Here is a 16,959-nt window from a genome sequence, read left to right on the forward strand (position 1 = left end):
AGTATTGCTATGAATAAGGGCGAACTCGTTGATGCCATCGCAAGCAAAGCTGAAGTCACCAAGAAAGGGGCAGATGCAGTACTGACAGCCGTTTTGGAGACGATCGTAGATGCCGTCTCCAGTGGGGACAAAGTCACTCTGGTGGGCTTTGGTACCTTTGAAGTCCGGACCCGCAAAGCCCGTGATGGTCGCAATCCCCGCACGGGTGAAGTCCTGAAAATTCCTGAAACCAAAGTTCCAGCTTTCTCTGCTGGAAAGTTGTTCCGGGAAAAAGTGGCTCCCGTTGTTGAGGAAGTTGAAGAAAAAAGCACCAAGAAGAAGAAGAAATAGCTTTAACAGTTAACAGTTAACGTCTAGCAGTTAACTGTTAAAGCCAAATCAATATCAAACGACTCGATTTTGCAGAATACACTCTGCATACCAGTTGAAGCTTTCCTTGGGAATGCGTTCCTGAGTGGCATAGTCTGTGTAGATGACGCCAAATCGGCGATCGTGTCCCCATGACCATTCAAAGTTGTCCATCAAACTCCACAAAAAATAACCCTCAAGGGGGTAGTTTTCGCTGACAGCCCGATGGGCTGACTTGAGGTACTGTCTCAAATACAGAATGCGATCGGTGTCTATCACCTCACGATTTGCATTTAGTTCGTCCTGGGCTGCACAGCCGTTTTCCGTCATCAGCACCGCTAGGTCCGGTCGATTCAGGGTTTCGCTGACATGGCGAATGCTCCAGTAGATCGCCTCTGGAACAATCTGAAGCCAGGGCATGTGGAGTCGGGGATAACCAGATGGAAAGGGAAGAGCCTCGTAACCGAGCGGGTTGTCGGCAGCACGAACATAGGTGCCTGTGTAAATGTTGAGGCCGATCGCATCCAGGGGTTGGCAGATGGTTTCCAGGTCCCCGGATTGGATATCAGGAGCATCTTGGGCCAGAGCCTCCAGCAGCATTGGACTATAAGCCCCGGTCAGAGCCGGGAAAATAATCCCCCCATTACTTCCACAGGTGTGAAAAGCCTGTTTCGCCGCCGCAATGTGTGGTGCTGATTCGTTGATGGGAACGGTTACGGTCGGATTATCCACCAAGGCGACAAAGCAGGGACCCGGAGAGGCGGCCCGAATTGCCTGACAACCCAGACCATGGGCCAGGAGCGCATGGTGAGAGGTCTGCCAGATCTCTTTTCTGCTGCTAACTTGAGTTCCGGGCGCATGGGGAGCTAGGTCGTCAACCGCATAGCCCAGATGGGTGAAGCAGGAGATTTCGTTCAGGGTGAACCAGTGGGTGATGCGATCGCCCAATCGCTGTACAAAGGCCAGCACATAATCCCCATAATCTTTGGCAATTTCCCGGCTACGCCAGGAGCCATACAGGGTCTCTAAAGCCTGGGGACTATCCCAATGAAACAGGGTGCAATATGGGGTAATTCCCTGTTCTCGCAGGCAATCCACCAGACGCTTGTAAAAGTCTACCCCTGCTTCGTTGATTGCCCCCCGACCATCCGGAAAAATGCGGGACCAGGCAATACTGAATCGGTAGGCGCTGATGCCCAGGGCTGCCATTAATTTCACATCACTGGCATAGCGATGATAATGATCGCAGGCGATCGCGCCTGAAGTGCCATCCCGAATGCGATTGGGCATCTCGCTGAAGGTATCCCAGACACTGGGTTTTCGCCCTCCTTCTGCCACTGCTCCTTCAATCTGATAGGCGGCTGTCGCAGTGCCCCAAATAAAGCCTTCTGGAAACTGGTAGCTGGTCATGATCGGTCATCCACATCAATCTCCACTAGCTTATTCCGAGAAGACAGGCCCGTCTGAATTCTGACCCCTGACTTTGGCACCTGAAACTTCTGAGCCAGAAGTTTGATTAGTTCTTCGTTTGCCTTGCCGTCTACTGGTGGAGATTTCAAATGAATGGTGAGACTACCATCCACTTCTTCAATGATTTTCTGTGCTTTTGAATTGGGCTTAACCTTAACCTGACGTTTCATAGCAACATTGCAGATGACGAGAGGACATGCTTTGCTAACTCTACGCCCTTGCAGCTTATGCTCGATTTGATTTCGTTTTTATTCCCCAGAACAGGTCTGAGAAAAAAGCTAATCCAGACATAAAGATTGAAATCTATCCATGGATAGATTTCAACTCCGCCCAGATCTTGTACTGCTTTCCTGTGGTGGTGATCACAACTTGTTCCCCAGGAAGAGCAACTTGCCAGGCCAGCTCAAATGCATGATGTCTTTGATTGTTGTCAAACTGATGCACTAACCGGAAAAATAAGTGACGATATCTCATGCCTGACTGGATTTGGCCATCCATCCAGAATTTAAACTGGGAAACCAGATGCTCGTTGATGAGCAATGTCTCTGTATCCTGGGCCAGCGCCTGCACAGGGGTCTGCCTTACTGTTCTCAACTCTGAGATCGCTAATCCTGCCATCTACCTGTCCTACCTGTCTTGAAGTAACGCCTACAGGAATCGCACTGTTCAGTTTTGTGTTCCCTGATGAAAAGAATTGTAAAAATAAAAGGTGGAAAAATCGGGGAGAAACCTAGAGGCTATATCACAGGCTACTTATCCTCACAGTATTGTTCATCCATCCAAAGCCTTAACCAGACCTCATGAGAATTCTTCTAGTTGAAGACGATCGCGTGATTCTAGATCTGCTCACAGCCACGCTGGCTAAGCAGAACTATATTGTGGATGTCGCTATGGATGGAGAAGTGGGTTGGGAACTGGCTGAGAGCATGACCTATGATCTGCTGCTCCTGGATGTCATGTTGCCGAAGCTGGATGGGATTAGTTTTTGCCGTCGCCTGCGGCAAAAGAAAAATGAGGTACTGGTCATGTTGCTGACAGCCCGCGACACGACCACCGACAAAATGTTGGGCCTAGATAGTGGGGCGGATGACTATGTGGTCAAGCCTTTTAATGCCCAGGAACTGGCTGCTCGAATTCGAGCCTTACTGCGTCGGCGGAGCGCAACCCCTGCTACAGTGCTGACCTGTGGACAACTTCGCCTCGATACCACGACCCGCGATGTTACCTACAATGGGAAACCTTTGCGTTTCAGCCGCAAAGAGTATTTGCTCCTGGAATTGTTGCTGCAGAACCAGCAGCAAGTTTTCAGTCGCAGTACTATTGTTGATCGGCTCTGGTCTCTGGGAGAAGAACCTCCCGATGAAGACACCATCAAGTCGCATGTTAAAAATATTCGTCGGCAACTGCGGGCTGTTGGGGCGATCGACCTGATTGAGACGCTCTATGGCCAAGGCTATCGAATTAACCCGGCCTATTTGACTGAAGTTAACCCGCCCCAGGAGGTAACCCCTGCCCAGGAACACACTGTCAATCTGGTTATCTCAGAGATCTGGGAGCGGACCAAAGGGGTTAGCTTTGAGCGGGTCAGGCTCTTGGAACAGGCTGCTCAGAGCTTGAAATCCGGTGCTTTAGAACCAACCCAGCGGCAAAAAGCAATTCAGGCCGCCCATAAACTGATTGGGTCTCTGGGCACCTTTGGGTTTGAAGCCGGTTCTGTGTTGGCTCAACAAATTGAGGCCATATTGCAGTCTGAGGCTGAACCAGAGAGTATTGTGGATCAGGTCGAGTCTCTGGTTCAAGCTCTGAGACAGGCATTAGGGACATCTGAAGGCATGCCCGATCAGAGAACTGGGATGGAAGCTCCCAGTCTGTCACCGGAGGAAAGTTTTCCCTTGCCCGTCTTCTCCCTTGCCCCCAGACCGATCACGGAGGAACTCAATGGTCAATCGGTGGGATCCCATTCTGTTGAAGCAGATCAGCCTCTGCTGCTGATCATTGATCAGGATGTTGATCTGGCGGAACAACTGGTTGCCGAAGCACTGGCCTGGAAAATCCGCACAGCGATCGCCAGTACTCTGGACACAGCTCGAGAATACCTCCTGAGGCAGCATCCCCATATCGTCTTACTGGATGTTGCCCTGACTGGAAATTTAGAAGAAGGACGGGCCTTTCTAGCCAGGCTCACCACAGATTACCCAGAGGTACGGGTCGTTGTGTTCTCCAACCACGATGGGTCCGCCGATCGCATCAGTATGGTCAATTCTGGGGCCCAGATATTTTTGCCCAAACCCATCGCCCCGACTGAAGTGCTGCAGGCTATCACCGAGGTCTTACAGCTCTCTGAACCGTTGGATGCTAAAGTCTTGGCTGTTGATGATGACCCCCAAATTCTGGCCCTGACTCGGTCTATTCTAGAACCACAGGGGCTGCAGGTCACCTGCCTGCAAGATGCAGGCCAATTTTGGGAAATACTCAAATCCACTCAACCCGACCTGCTGATCCTGGATGTAGATATGCTGGTGTTTAGTGGTCTGGAGTTATGCCAGTCCGTCCGACAGGACTTTCAGTGGAACTGGTTGCCTGTTCTGTTTCTCTCTGTAAAGAACGATAGTGCAACCCTACGGCAACTCTTCAATGCCGGTGCGGATGATTACATTAGTAAGCCGATCGTTCCTGATGAACTCTTAAATCGGGTCTGCAATCGCCTTAAGCGCAGTCGCTTACTCCGCAATCAGGCCCAGACAGATGCCCTGACGGGCGTTGCCAACCGTCAGCAGGCCACCCAGGCCATGAACCAGCTTCTACGTTTGGCGGCCCATTCCCAGCAACCCGTCTGCCTGACGGTCCTGGATCTGGATTATTTTAAGCAGGTAAATGACCAGTACGGGCACATCCAGGGCGATCGGGTGTTGCGTCAGTTTGGGCAATTCTTGAAACGCAAGTTTCGCCTGGGGGATGTGGTGGCTCGCTGGGGGGGGGAAGAATTTGTCCTGGGACTGTATGGGATGACGCGCTCCGATGGCGTTGAGCGGGTCGCTGAAGTTCTGGAAGAGTGGCGATCGATCAGGGCAGAGACTTGCAATGAGGCATCCACGACATCCGATGAATGTTTGGGATTGGCAACCTTCAGTGCTGGCATAGCCCAGTACCCGATCGATGGCATTAATCTACAACTCCTCTATCGCTCTGCTGATGCAGCCCTCTATCGAGCTAAAATTGCTGGCAGAGATCGGGTGCTGGCGGCTGACTGGCAACCCCTCACGGTCACCTACCCGCTCCAGGCAGATGTCTTGTTTGTCCATCCTCCGGATGAGTTTTCTAGTTCTATCCAGAGGGCTCTGGAAACCAGAGGATATCACGTCCACTATCTGGAAAGCTCAAAGGAAGCCGTTGCCTTGCTTAAGAGAAGAGACCCAAAGGTGACAACGCGAGTGCTACTCCTGGCGAGTTATCTGTCTGATATGGAAGGGCTGGAGGTATTGAAACAACTGGGAAGCAGAATCGTGCGGCGGATTCGCACAATTCTGCTTTTAGATCAGGCAGAAACTGCAGAGAAAATTAGAGACCTGGGGGCCTATGACTATTTGTTGGTCCCTTGCAGCCCCCTAATTGTGATGCGATGTTTGAGACAGGCGATGAAAGCCTAGGAACTAGAACGGCCAACCTAAAAATTTTAAAGAATTTACCAGCCTTTTTGGGCCTGAGCCTCCACATAGGAGGCCACATCTGCGATCTGGTCATCATTGAGCCGACCTCCAAAGGCAGGCATCGCATTCCTGCCATTTTTGATCTGGTACTGGATTGCAGCTAGATGATCTTGACCGTAATTCAGCAAATACTTTTCCAGAGCAGCCTGCTTCAAAGTCTTATCAGCCATGATGACGTTGTTTCCACCCATGTGGCAGGCTGAACAATTGGCACTAAAGATTTTCGCACCTGCAACCCGATCAGGAGTCAGGACATTAGCAGACACGGATGAAGCAAAATTAAGGGTAAGTGTGGCAACTAACAGGAAGAAACAAACAAACTTTTTAAACACAATTTCTCTCTTAACGCTCACGGGCATAAACCTGAATTTTTATTCCCAGATGGTTCCAAAGGCTGGGCCATCTGGGAACAGGAATCTGTAATCACAGAGAGATGGTTCAGACAAAACTATTTTATTCCACAACAATTTTGCCAACCATTCCAGCACCCCGGTGAGGGGCACAAAAATAGTTGTATTCGCCAGCAGGCATGTCTGCAGCAAAGGTCACTTCTGTGGTTTCGCCGGAGTTCATCATTAATTTTGCGTGGGACAGGCTACTCAGAAACTGAGCTGCATCTGCAGGCGCTTTCTTATCGTCGAAGATGATGTTGTGGGGAGGGAGTTTATTGTTCAGCCATTGAACCGTGTCTCCTTTCTTAATGTTGAGGATAGGGGGTTCAAAAGCCAGCATGCCGTTGTCTGCGCCCATTTTAACGGTGTAGGTTGCAGCATTTGAAGGGGCTGTCAGCATCAGAAAAGAGACGACAGCGAGCAGGCCCACTAGCAAGCTAGACCTGACGTGATGCCAGATAGAGACTAAGAGGTTCATAACCTTCTCCAGGATTGGACTTCCACATGAAATTATAGGACAAATCCATTTCCGTAAATTTTTATATAATGCTTTACCTGGCCAGGAATTTAAGTTGACGCTTCAACCCCAGAAATTCTGTGGTGGATGGGGTGTATCATGGATATTTTGGGCAATTACTGTTTAGAGTGGTACGAGAGGAATGCTCCGTGACAGATACTAATTTAGATCTCCTGAACAAAACAGATCCGGCTATAGCTGACCTGTTACAGCGAGAGCTGCAACGCCAACGGGATCACCTGGAGCTGATTGCCAGCGAAAACTTCACTTCCGCATCTGTCCTGGCAGCTCAAGGATCTGTTCTGACCAACAAATACGCGGAGGGATTGCCTCAAAAGCGTTACTACGGTGGTTGTGAGTTCATCGACAGTGTTGAGCAACTGGCGATCGATCGGGCCAAGCAACTCTTCAATGCGGCCCATGCCAATGTTCAACCCCATTCAGGGGCTCAGGCCAATTTTGCCGTATTCCTGGCCCTGCTCGAACCCGGAGACAGTATCATGGGGATGGATCTCTCCCATGGTGGCCACCTGACCCATGGATCCCCTGTCAATGTCTCTGGCAAATGGTTTAAGGTTCACCATTACGGGGTTAGTCGCGAGACCGAGCAACTGGACTACGATCAGGTTCGAGATCTGGCTTTAGAGCATCGGCCCAGGCTGATCATCTGCGGCTACTCCGCCTATTCCCGCATCATTGATTTTGAAAAATTTCGGGCGATCGCCGATGAGGTTGGGGCTTTCCTGCTAGCCGATATTGCTCACATTGCCGGTTTAGTGGCAACTGGGCATCACCCTAGCCCAATTCCCTTTTGTGATGTGGTCACCACAACCACCCACAAGACCCTGCGCGGCCCCAGAGGAGGCTTGATCCTGACCCGTGATCCGGAATTGGGCAAGAAACTGGACAAAGCTGTTTTCCCTGGCACTCAGGGGGGGCCACTGGAGCATGTGATCGCAGGCAAGGCGGTTGCTTTTGGAGAGGCGCTGAAACCAGAGTTCAAGACCTATTCCGGGCAGGTGATTGCCAATGCCCGATCGATGGCCACTCAACTGCAACAACGGGGGTTCAAGCTGGTTTCTGATGGCACTGATAACCATCTCATCCTGGTTGATCTGCGTTGTATTGGCATGACGGGTAAGGTAGCTGATCAACTAGTGAGCCAGGTTAACATCACGGCCAATAAGAACACGGTTCCTTTTGATCCAGAATCTCCTTTTGTCACCAGTGGCTTACGTCTGGGTTCTCCAGCCATGACCACGCGGGGTATGGGAGAAGCGGAGTTTACTGAGATTGGGGATATCATTGCAGATCGCTTGTTACATCCTGCAGATGATGCGATCGTTCAATCGTGTCAGCAACGGGTTGCAGCCCTGTGTTCCCAGTTCCCACTCTATCCCCATCTGGGATCCCTAGCACCGGCTCTGGTTTAATTCACAAGAATTTGTTTAGATTTGTGTGGCATTCGTCAGAAACTTGTAGTAGACTCTGCCTGAATGTATTTTTTGGCTTCTACTGGGTTTCAGATGCAGATGCCTCATCAGTTTTATCCCTATCATCTGGCTGCTTTTGTCATAGCAGCCCTGGTTGTTCTCGCAACCACACCTGCCATTGAGCGACTTGGCCACAAGGTCGGCTGCGTCGATCTTCCAGGGGAAAGAAAGGTGCATAAGCGCCCGATGGTTCGCATGGGAGGGGTGGCCATCTTTGCCGGAACCCTGGTTGCCTTACTCCTAGTCTGGTGGACTGGTGGCTTCGGTATTTTGCCTGCAGACAAGTCGGATGAGGTTTGGGGTGTCACAGTTTGTGGGCTCGCCTTCTTCTTAATTGGGTTGGCTGATGATCTGTTCAGCCTCTCCGCTTTTTTCCGTCTCTTCATGCAAATTATCGTGGCCTGCGTCGCTTGGCAAATGGGGGTACAGATTGAGTTCCTCACCATTCCGGCTGTGGGTCTAGTGCCCCTACCCGACCCAGTCAGTCTCCCAATTACCGTCCTCTGGTTGGTCGGTATTGCTAATGCCATCAACATGATTGACGGCCTGGATGGTCTAGCGGCTGGTGTTTCTGGGATTGCTGCGGTGGTGATGATGATCACCAGTTTATTCATGCATCAACCCGCAGCTGCCCTCATTGCAGCCTGTCTGGCCGGGGCCTCGATCGGGTTTCTCCGCTATAACTTCAATCCAGCTCAAATCTTCATGGGAGATGGAGGAGCCTATTTCATGGGCTTTACCCTGGCTGGAATTGGGATTATCGGTCTAGTAAAAAGCGTTACCACTGCTGCGGTGCTTTTGCCTTACCTGATTCTGGCAGTGCCGATTCTGGATATCTCTGCCGTCGTGCTTGATCGACTGCGCCGGGGGAAATCTCCTTTCACCGCTGATAAACGTCATCTGCATCATCGGCTGCTGCAGGCTGGTCTTTCTCAGCGATTAATTGTTCTGTTTATTTATTCTTTGGCTTTGTGGGTGGGTAGTCTGGCCCTGATGTTCTCCGGTGTTCCCCAAGGCGTGGTTTACCTGGTAGGTGCGACCCTGTTCCTGACCTACACGACCTGGCAGGTGAAAAAGCATGCCCGCCCTCGCACCAGTGGTGAGTAGGATATTAGAATATGGCAGAACCCGGAGCAGAGATCCTTTGTGTGGGTACGGAATTGCTACTGGGAGACATTCAAAATACGAATGCCCGGTTTCTAGCTCAGCAGTTGGCTCAGTTGGGAATTCCCCACTACTTTCAAACGGTTGTCGGAGATAACCGGGAGCGACTGAAACAGGCGATCGCGATCGCAGCGGAGCGCTCATCCCTGCTTCTCTTCACAGGAGGGCTTGGCCCCACACCAGATGACCTGACCACAGAAACCATTGCCGAATCCTTTGGCGTTCCTTTAGTGGAGCGACCCGAAGTGGTGGATGATATTGCAGCAAAGTTTGCCCTGCGGGGGCGACAGATGTCTCCCAGCAATCGTAAACAGGCTCTCCTACCACTGGGGGCTGATATCCTCCCCAATCCCTCTGGCACAGCACCAGGCATTATCTGGCAGCCCCAACCTGGCCTTATCCTGCTAACCTTTCCAGGTGTACCTTCAGAAATGCAGTTGATGTGGCAGGAAACGGCCATCCCCTTTTTACAACGTCAGGGATGGGGACGGGAAATTATTTACAGCCGTACTCTGCGTTTCTGGGGAATTGCCGAATCCACGCTGGCTGAAAAGGTAGCGTCCTTCTTAGATCAGCATAATCCTACCGTCGCGCCTTATGCTAACCACGGAGAGGTCAAATTGCGGATTTCGGCACGGGCGGCCTCAGAAGTAGCAGCCCGTGCCCTGATCGAACCTGTGGAGCAACAGCTTCGCCAGATTGCTGGGTTAGATTGTTATGGTGCTGATGAGGATTCCCTGGCTTCAGTTGTGGGAGGATTGCTCCGGAGCAGCCAGACCACGCTTGGAGTGGCGGAGTCTTGTACTGGTGGTGGGCTGGGAGAACTCCTGACAGCCATACCGGGTAGTTCTGCTTATTTTCTGGGTGGAGTAATTGCCTATGACAACCAGGTTAAGGTGCGCTTACTGAATGTTGCAGCGGATCTATTGGCTCAACAGGGTGCCGTCAGTGGCATTGTGGCTGAACAGATGGCCCAGGGAATTCGATCTCAACTGGGTACAACCTGGGGTCTGAGCATTACCGGCATCGCGGGGCCTGATGGAGGTTCTGATGTTAAACCAGTTGGCCTGGTCTATGTGGGCCTGGCTGGCCCCTATGGCGTTGAGAGCTTTGAGCATCGTTTCGGCCTGGGCCGCAGTCGGGAATGGATTCGGCGAGCCAGTGCCTGCAGTGCTCTGGATCATTTGCGGCGGAAGTTATTATTCGCTTAGCGACGGAATGTGTCTTCCCAGCCTTCGTTGTAGGCAGGAGCGACCTTAGCGATCAGAATTTTCTGTAGTCTGGATTCCAGCTCAACCTGGGCGACAAATCGGTTAAATTCTTGGGCGACGTTCTTACGTTGCTCTAGGGTTAAGCGATCGTACCAGAGCCAGAATAGGTCTCTAGAGCTGATAGTGTCGGGAACCGTAGGCATATCTTTCTCCGTTTCGGATCTCATCTTGGTGTCTATACTTTGGAGATTAGCCTGCAATAGTGAAAAACCAGTGAAAGCAAATGGTAGTTTCTGCTACTGTTCCAGCCTGACTGCCCTCGGAGAACTGCAGAGCAGGCACCAGTTAAGGATCGTGGATTTAATAACTCCGAAATTTTCAGCCCTCACCCCCAACCCCCAACCCCTCCCCCTCTCCCGCTGGGAGAGGGGGCAGGGGGGTGAGGGCAATCAGGAGTTTATCGGTGTTATTTAATTCTCATTCCTAAGCTGAAAAATCATTTTGAATCGGGAGAACGGTATGCTTCTACTACCATGGATAAAGTCCGCTTCTAAGGTTGTCTAAATCTGTGCCTGATATTCCCTTTACTGCTGAGAAATTGCTGTTCCAGGTGGCGATGCCTAATCTGGATGCAACTCCAATTATCTTTGCCTTTCCTAACGAGTACAGTGTGGGGATTACCAGTCTGGGATATCAGGTCATTTGGGCGATGCTGGCTCGTCGATCGGATCTCCAGGTCAGTCGATTATTCACCGATTGCCACGAACCCTTACCAGCTCAGCCTGCACTGGTGGGTTTTTCTCTATCCTGGGAACTGGATTATGTTCACGTTCTGAATCTACTGGAGCAACTGCAAATTCCCCTCTGGGCAGCAGAACGTACCGCTGTCCATCCCCTGGTCTTTGGGGGTGGTCCGGTGCTCACAGCCAATCCAGAGCCCTTTGCTGACTTTTTTGATGCCATCCTGCTGGGAGATGGGGAAAATCTGATTGGTGAGTTTATCCATGCCGTTCAGGCGGGGCAGGGCACCGATCGCCGCACCCAACTGCAACAACTGGCCCAAGTACCAGGCGTTTATGTTCCTAGTCTGTATAAAGTCACTTACCACAGTCCAGATGGACCGATTCAATCCATTTGTCCAGTGATCGATGTTGTACCAGCCCAGGTGGAGAAACAGACCTACCGGGGAAATGTGCTCTCAGTCTCTACCGTCGTAACCGAGAAGGCAGCCTGGGAAAATATTTATATGGTGGAAGTGGTTCGGAGTTGTCCAGAAATGTGTCGCTTCTGTCTGGCCAGTTACCTGACCCTCCCCTTCCGCACGGCCAGTCTGGAAGAGTCTTTGATTCCAGCGATCGAGCAGGGCTTGACCGTCACCGATCGACTGGGTCTGTTGGGGGCTTCTGTGACCCAGCATCCAGAGTTCTCCGAGCTACTGGACTATCTGGATCAGCCTCAGTTTGATGCTGTGCGCCTCAGCATTGCCTCAGTTCGGACCAATACCCTGACGGAAAAACTGGCCCGGAGCCTCGTCCGACATGGCACTAAATCAGCCACGATCGCAGTTGAAAGTGGCTCTGAGCGACTCCGTCAGATCATCAATAAAAAATTGCACCCTGACGAGATTCTTCGAGCAGCCATCAATGCCAAGGCCGGAGGGTTAAGCAATCTCAAGCTGTACGGCATGGTCGGTATACCGGGGGAAGATCCCAGCGATCTGGATCAGACAGTGACTCTGATCCAAGATTTGAAACGGGCAGCTCCAGGGCTACGCCTAACCCTAGGATGCAGCACTTTTGTTCCCAAAGCCCACACACCTTTTCAGTGGTTTGGCGTCAATCCCCAGGCAGAGAAACGGCTGCAGCGTCTACAAAAGCAACTTCGGCCTTTGGGGGTTGACTTTCGGCCAGAGAGCTATAACTGGTCTGTGATTCAGGCTTTACTCTCCAGGGGCGATCGGCGGATCTCCCGGCTATTGGAACGGACCCGCCACTATGGGGATTCTTTGGGAAGTTATCGCCGTGCGGCCAAGGAACTACGGGGCCAGTTACCAGAGCTGGCATTCTATATTTACGAACCATGGCCCCAGGAACAGGTGCTGCCCTGGAGCCATTTACGAGGACCCTTATCCCAGGCCACCCTGGAAAAACATCTGGCTATAGCTATGGCTTAAGGCTACTACTGGTCAGTCAATGATTGATTGACGGGGATAGTCGGTGTCATGCAGATTGGGTGGAGCATTAGCGAAACCCCCGCTTAGGGGCGCAGCCCCCAAACTCCCATGTTGCAAAATTTAGTATTTGCAACCCTAGGTTTTACTTTGGGTTTTGCTGAATGCAAATATGAATTACCCTCATCCCCAACCCTTCTCCCGCAGGAGAAGGGAGCTAAAACTCTTGTTCCCTCTCCTTTGGGAGAGGGCTGCATAAGGCTCAAGCACGAAAATCATACTTCTATTCAGCAACGCCTTACTTTGCTCTACAGCAACACGCGATCGGGATCAGGTCTGCCCGTTAGCAGGATATGTCGGGATGCAACCCATCCCCCTTGGGGTAATCTGACCCAATCCGGTTCCGTTTCGTCGATGGCTACTTTTACGATCGTGCCTCGTTCTAAATGGCCAATCACCGAGTAGTTTGTACCAGGGCCGGAACGAATTCGTAGCCGACCACTCTGGGTGATAACCTGGGCCATCTGCCATCTGCCTTCTGGCTGGGCGCGTCTGATTGGCGGATCTGATTCTGGCAAGGATTCGCCAAGGTCAGGGGACAAATTTTCTGGCTGTACTGGTGCAAATCCGGGTCTGCGATCGTAAGCTCCATCGAAAGATGCTGTATACCGCTCAGTTGAACGCTTTTCAATCAGAAATTCAGCACGTCCCGATAGGTTATCTCTCCCGCTCATCCCATTGCTGCAGGGTGCTGCGCCAGGGAAATCCCTCTCCCGGTTTAAAGGACAATCCTGATTGGATGGGAGATTGGAGGTTGGATGCTCAAGATTACCCAATCCCAGGGCATGGGCTGTCTCGGAATTAATGTTGCCATCTTGGGGCAACCCCTGGACTCTCTGAAACCGCAGGACTGCTGCTTCTGTTTGGGGGCCGAAGATGCCATCAATCTCTCCTGGATTGAAGCCCAAATGAACCAGTGCCTGCTGAACTTGCCTCACGGTTGGGCTACGATCGCCATATCTCACAGTTGCTTTTGCCTGTGATAAGGGATTGAGCAAAACAGTCAGAGCCGCAGCAATCGCCCACACCCGATGCCTCTGGGAGGAAGTAGCAGGAATGTCAGGTGATAGGGATGAACTCTCATAAAGAATATGGGAGTGGATATAGGCCAGGGTTTCCATCGAATGTGTTCTCCATAGAATGGATGCAAGATCAATGCAAAAAATTTACTTTTCATTTCACAGATTTTTCACAATTCATACCCTTACAGGATGATATAAATTGCAAAACAAATTGATGGAAATGAAGTTTTTATTCAAAGCAACAAAAATGATTTTGCAAGCATATTCAATGCAAACAGTAGAATGTCTGCAAAATCATAAATATTTCTGTTGTTCCTGAGTTCAACTTGTAACGCCTGCGGAAAGAGATAACCGTCTTCCTCTGATACGAATTCCACAACTAGAGTCAAATTCCTACGATCGACTACGCGCACCGTGGTGCCCGGAGTTAAAACAGTATTTTGCCTACAGAGTGCTGGCCACAAAGAACTTTGGAATCTGATCCGTCCTGGAATACCTGGTTGGATTGTTTCGTCTACGATCGCCCTTTGCTCAAAAAAGTCACCCTGGTTCCCAGGGGAGAGGAGTGGCGAAAGATTGTCTGTCACTAGTAGGGCATGCTTAAAGCCTGTCATGCCTGCCTCCTGTATTGATTGACCTTCAGATTGAATCCGTCTCAACTTGCATGTCCATATCAGAACCATGAATATAAAATAGCGCATTTGTGACTAATGCCGCAAATGTGATTCATGGGTGTCACAAATATTTAAAATAGTGGTCGCTGGATGGGAACAGGGTGCAGGGCTCCACCCCTGTGCGCCCGAATTAGGCGCGCTGAACCACGAACCCTCCACCGCACCCTGCGCTCTACCCCTGTGCGCCCGAATTAGGTGACGGCTACTAATCACCACGACTGTTGCCCTGTGCTCCAGGAAAGAAGACAGGCGCGCAGAGTGGCATTCCACTTTGGAAGGGTCTGGAGTCACTGGCTAGGCGGTGTTGAAGGGAGTGCTACTGCTCCCTGATTTTTTTGCAGCCGCTGTCTCTACAGCAAACTGTCAGTCAATCAGGTTACCCGCTTTTCTATTTCTGCCCGAGGTAGGAGCAGGGTATCCTCAAGCTCTTGCCGGACACCCATTTCCACATAACAATGACTCCGCAGACATTCAACCAATAATTTGTTGGCTTCATAGTACTGTTGCAACTGAGCTTGTTGGGTGTCACTAAACTGCCAGTCTCTACCTACATAGTTACGCTGTTTAATCACAAGATGCCGGAATTGCTCAAGCCAGAGTTGGCCATTGTTCTGCCACCACCGCTTGAGTTTTCCTTGCTCCCGATCGCTCTCCGGCAGTTGTGCGCTGAGTTCTTGCAGCGATTGCTGAAATTCAGAAAGAATTTTGTATTCCTCCTTCCATATCCTTTCCCGATCGAGAGCCCGTTCGCGTTTTTCGTGAGACGTGAGGGCTCTAGGATAGTCGTATAGACTTGGAGTGAGATTGCCATCAAGATTAACGAGCCGACGATTGACCAGCTTAAGGATATTCTCAAGGGCGCGGGTGAGCGCCCGCGATCGGGTAAAGGTTGCCTGCTCCAGAGTGCAGTCTCGAGCTAGCTTGATGACACAAATGACATTGAAGTCCAATTCAAAATCAAAAATCAGGGTATGGGCCAGGTTGTTATCAATGGCACGACCCAAATCATAGGTATGAATCCGGGAGTTATCCAGGTTGATCGTAAAGACAAGGGCAAAGTAAAAAGCTCGAATGGCAGCAGGCTTATAGGACACTTCCGGAGAACGACGCTTGTAGTCATCCATTGGATAAAGGATATCAATTTTGTCGCAAATGTGACGAGATTCGTGATTAACCCAAGTCAAAAAGTTCTGTAGGTGTTCATCCTTTGCCAATACTTGGTCAATCTGGTGTTTCATCAAGGTCAAAAGTTGACCTGCGTTCGATAGCATTTCGATCGTCAACAAAAAGATTTCTCGCCAGCGCTGATTTGTTACATGAGGGACTAAAGCATTGGATAGGGTATCAATTGTTGAGTTGGAAACAATTCTCTTAGCTGTCAAATATTCCTGAAATGTTTGATGGGAGAAGGAGTAAATACCTTGCGCCCGCGTCACTAATAAGCCATGCTGGGCTTCAATCGACTGCAAAATTGCTTCACTATCATGTTTTAATCTTTCCGGATCATTATTAATATTAGAAAGATTGCAGATATAGTCTCTTATATGTTTTTCAAGGACTTTCTGTGGGAAGAAGTATTCATTCCGTTCGAACGTTACTAAAGCAATATGACTGAGCAGATCTTCCTTGCGATGAAGGGAGAGTTTTTTGTATGTTTGGTAGCGTTCAATATTACGGGCGGCATCCCATTGCTTGAGCAAGACATCCAACCCCTGTTGATAAAGTTCCGACCGGTTAACAGGAAAATCTCCTGCATCTTGAAATACCAGACAGAGCAAAGTCAGTAGCAGAGGACAGGTTGCCAGCTCTTTGATCGGCTTATTCTTTCTCAGCTTTTGCATGAAAAGTTTCATTTTGGCTGGGTCTTTAACCTGAAACCACTTTTCAGAAAAGTTTTTGATTTGCAGTTCATCAAAATCAGCCACTTCAACTTCAGTAAACTGCTGGAAGTTATAGTCTGATGCGGCGATCCGGCAGGTCATAACAAAGGTACTTCTGTGAAATCGAGCCGCAAATCTGCGAATCTCCTCCAGCACCCAGTCCTGGGATGCTTCACTGACTTCGTCTAGCCCATCTAACAGAACTAGAGCCCGTCCTGCGCTTAAGATCTGTTCTGCGACTAACAGATCTTGAATCCCACAGTCCAGAAAATATTCTGTGATGTAAGTCAGGAGCGATCGTCGCCCTTCAAATGCGGCAAAATATCGGAGGGTAAGCAGGATTGGAACTTGATGTTCTTGCAACTGACCCAGGTTGCATTTCGTCGCGATCCAGTGCAGAAAAGTTGTCTTCCCGGCTCCTGGCTTGCCCCAAATCATCAGCTTGTCATAGCGCTCTAATACGGCTTCTCCCGACACCTGTTTTTCCTGAATACTGGCCAGCCCAATGCGATCGAAGTTCTCCAGATTCTGCAGCTCAGAAATCGATGCATACTTGCTTCGGGTCACTTTTTCCAGAATATTAACATTGATGTAAATGCTCTCCAGGTTGATCGGCGTATTCATGCCCAGGACCTTGATACTGCCGCATTCCTTGTGAATACTCCCTCGTAGCCGTTCCCGCACCATCTGCACCAGACTGTCCAGATCAAAATTCTTGACTAATACAGCCGTTCCTGATTCCAGTTCGGCAACCTCTTCCCATTTGATACTGAGTTCACTGCAGATTGTCTTGAAGGTCTGCTTATCAACGGGCCGTCCTGCCAAAAAGTTGTGCAGTGTCTGACGGCTAC

At 50.4% G+C, this 16,959-nt stretch carries 15 protein-coding genes; 6 read left to right on the top strand and 9 right to left on the bottom strand.

Translation table 11 applies throughout. The features are described 5' to 3' along the window. Window positions 1–9 precede the first annotated feature (9 nt). Complete coding sequence (locus BST81_RS04215) at window positions 10–330, top strand: HU family DNA-binding protein (RefSeq protein WP_075597283.1); 321 nt, start codon at window positions 10–12, stop codon at window positions 328–330. 54 nt (window positions 331–384) lie between these two features. On the opposite strand, the gene BST81_RS04220 is transcribed toward BST81_RS04215, so the two are convergent. From BST81_RS04220 to BST81_RS04230, 3 genes are all read right to left on the bottom strand, one after another. Then, complete coding sequence (locus BST81_RS04220) at window positions 385–1,758, bottom strand: GH1 family beta-glucosidase (RefSeq protein ID WP_075597284.1); 1,374 nt, start codon at window positions 1,756–1,758, stop codon at window positions 385–387. Next, on the bottom strand, window positions 1,755–1,988 hold the full coding sequence (locus tag BST81_RS04225; protein WP_075597285.1) for a DUF167 domain-containing protein: 234 nt from the start codon (window positions 1,986–1,988) through the stop codon (window positions 1,755–1,757). Before BST81_RS04225 ends, BST81_RS04220 begins: the two co-directional genes overlap by 4 nt. Window positions 1,989–2,121: 133 nt before the next feature. Continuing rightward, window positions 2,122–2,436, bottom strand: a complete 315-nt coding sequence (locus BST81_RS04230; protein ID WP_075597286.1) for a hypothetical protein — start codon at window positions 2,434–2,436, stop codon at window positions 2,122–2,124. Between the two features lie 182 nt (window positions 2,437–2,618). Between BST81_RS04230 and BST81_RS04235 the strand changes: the two genes are divergently transcribed. Continuing rightward, the gene (locus BST81_RS04235) at window positions 2,619–5,465 is read left to right on the top strand and encodes a response regulator (RefSeq protein ID WP_075597287.1); all 2,847 of its coding nucleotides are present in this window, start codon (window positions 2,619–2,621) and stop codon (window positions 5,463–5,465) included. Window positions 5,466–5,500: 35 nt separating this feature from the next. Here the strand turns inward: BST81_RS04235 and BST81_RS04240 are convergent, their stop codons facing one another. Then, window positions 5,501–5,857: a c-type cytochrome gene (locus BST81_RS04240; RefSeq protein WP_253188077.1), complete on the bottom strand. Its 357-nt coding sequence runs from the start codon at window positions 5,855–5,857 to the stop codon at window positions 5,501–5,503. A 121-nt stretch (window positions 5,858–5,978) separates the two neighbouring features. Further along, a complete protein-coding gene (gene petE, locus BST81_RS04245) occupies window positions 5,979–6,395 on the bottom strand; it encodes a plastocyanin (RefSeq protein ID WP_075597289.1) in 417 nt (138 codons plus the stop codon). 188 nt (window positions 6,396–6,583) lie between these two features. On the opposite strand from petE, the gene glyA reads away from it, so the two are divergent. From glyA to BST81_RS04260, 3 genes are all read left to right on the top strand, one after another. Beyond that, entirely contained in the window at window positions 6,584–7,867 is a 1,284-nt protein-coding gene (glyA, locus tag BST81_RS04250; protein ID WP_075597339.1) for a serine hydroxymethyltransferase, read from the top strand. Window positions 7,868–7,966: 99 nt separating this feature from the next. Beyond that, on the top strand, window positions 7,967–9,034 hold the full coding sequence (locus tag BST81_RS04255; RefSeq protein ID WP_075597340.1) for an MraY family glycosyltransferase: 1,068 nt from the start codon (window positions 7,967–7,969) through the stop codon (window positions 9,032–9,034). Window positions 9,035–9,045: 11 nt separating this feature from the next. Next, the gene (locus tag BST81_RS04260; RefSeq protein ID WP_075597290.1) at window positions 9,046–10,302 is read left to right on the top strand and encodes a competence/damage-inducible protein A; all 1,257 of its coding nucleotides are present in this window, start codon (window positions 9,046–9,048) and stop codon (window positions 10,300–10,302) included. Here the strand turns inward: BST81_RS04260 and BST81_RS04265 are convergent. Continuing rightward, complete coding sequence (locus BST81_RS04265) at window positions 10,299–10,505, bottom strand: hypothetical protein (RefSeq protein ID WP_143780219.1); 207 nt, start codon at window positions 10,503–10,505, stop codon at window positions 10,299–10,301. The genes BST81_RS04260 and BST81_RS04265 overlap by 4 nt on opposite strands. A 365-nt stretch (window positions 10,506–10,870) precedes the next feature. On the opposite strand from BST81_RS04265, the gene BST81_RS04275 reads away from it, so the two are divergent. Next, window positions 10,871–12,475, top strand: coding sequence for a radical SAM protein (locus tag BST81_RS04275; RefSeq protein ID WP_363079299.1), 1,605 nt, complete (start codon window positions 10,871–10,873; stop codon window positions 12,473–12,475). A 305-nt stretch (window positions 12,476–12,780) separates the two neighbouring features. On the opposite strand, the gene BST81_RS04280 is transcribed toward BST81_RS04275, so the two are convergent. The 3 genes from BST81_RS04280 to BST81_RS04290 form a co-directional block, all read right to left on the bottom strand. Further along, window positions 12,781–13,653 (bottom strand): peptidoglycan-binding protein, encoded by an 873-nt coding sequence (locus BST81_RS04280; RefSeq protein ID WP_075597294.1) that lies wholly within the window; start codon window positions 13,651–13,653, stop codon window positions 12,781–12,783. A gap of 134 nt (window positions 13,654–13,787) precedes the next feature. Further along, window positions 13,788–14,168, bottom strand: coding sequence for an NfeD family protein (locus BST81_RS27925; RefSeq protein ID WP_171974660.1), 381 nt, complete (start codon window positions 14,166–14,168; stop codon window positions 13,788–13,790). A 431-nt stretch (window positions 14,169–14,599) separates the two neighbouring features. After that, window positions 14,600–16,933, bottom strand: a complete 2,334-nt coding sequence (locus BST81_RS04290; RefSeq protein WP_253188078.1) for an NACHT domain-containing NTPase — start codon at window positions 16,931–16,933, stop codon at window positions 14,600–14,602. Window positions 16,934–16,959 lie beyond the last annotated feature (26 nt).

Origin of the sequence: Leptolyngbya sp. 'hensonii', assembly GCF_001939115.1 — a bacterium.
Taxonomy (GTDB): Bacteria; Cyanobacteriota; Cyanobacteriia.

Bases quoted from the DNA above. Each gene is read 5' to 3' on its own strand.
- BST81_RS04215 (WP_075597283.1), top strand. From the start codon at position 10: ATGAATAAGGGCGAACTCGTTGATGCCATCGCAAGCAAAGCTGAAGTC.
- BST81_RS04220 (WP_075597284.1), bottom strand. From the start codon at position 1,758: ATGACCAGCTACCAGTTTCCAGAAGGCTTTATTTGGGGCACTGCGACA.
- BST81_RS04225 (WP_075597285.1), bottom strand. From the start codon at position 1,988: ATGAAACGTCAGGTTAAGGTTAAGCCCAATTCAAAAGCACAGAAAATC.
- BST81_RS04230 (WP_075597286.1), bottom strand. From the start codon at position 2,436: ATGGCAGGATTAGCGATCTCAGAGTTGAGAACAGTAAGGCAGACCCCT.
- BST81_RS04235 (WP_075597287.1), top strand. From the start codon at position 2,619: ATGAGAATTCTTCTAGTTGAAGACGATCGCGTGATTCTAGATCTGCTC.
- petE (WP_075597289.1), bottom strand. From the start codon at position 6,395: ATGAACCTCTTAGTCTCTATCTGGCATCACGTCAGGTCTAGCTTGCTA.
- BST81_RS04255 (WP_075597340.1), top strand. From the start codon at position 7,967: ATGCCTCATCAGTTTTATCCCTATCATCTGGCTGCTTTTGTCATAGCA.
- BST81_RS04260 (WP_075597290.1), top strand. From the start codon at position 9,046: ATGGCAGAACCCGGAGCAGAGATCCTTTGTGTGGGTACGGAATTGCTA.
- BST81_RS04265 (WP_143780219.1), bottom strand. From the start codon at position 10,505: ATGCCTACGGTTCCCGACACTATCAGCTCTAGAGACCTATTCTGGCTC.
- BST81_RS04280 (WP_075597294.1), bottom strand. From the start codon at position 13,653: ATGGAAACCCTGGCCTATATCCACTCCCATATTCTTTATGAGAGTTCA.
- BST81_RS27925 (WP_171974660.1), bottom strand. From the start codon at position 14,168: ATGACAGGCTTTAAGCATGCCCTACTAGTGACAGACAATCTTTCGCCA.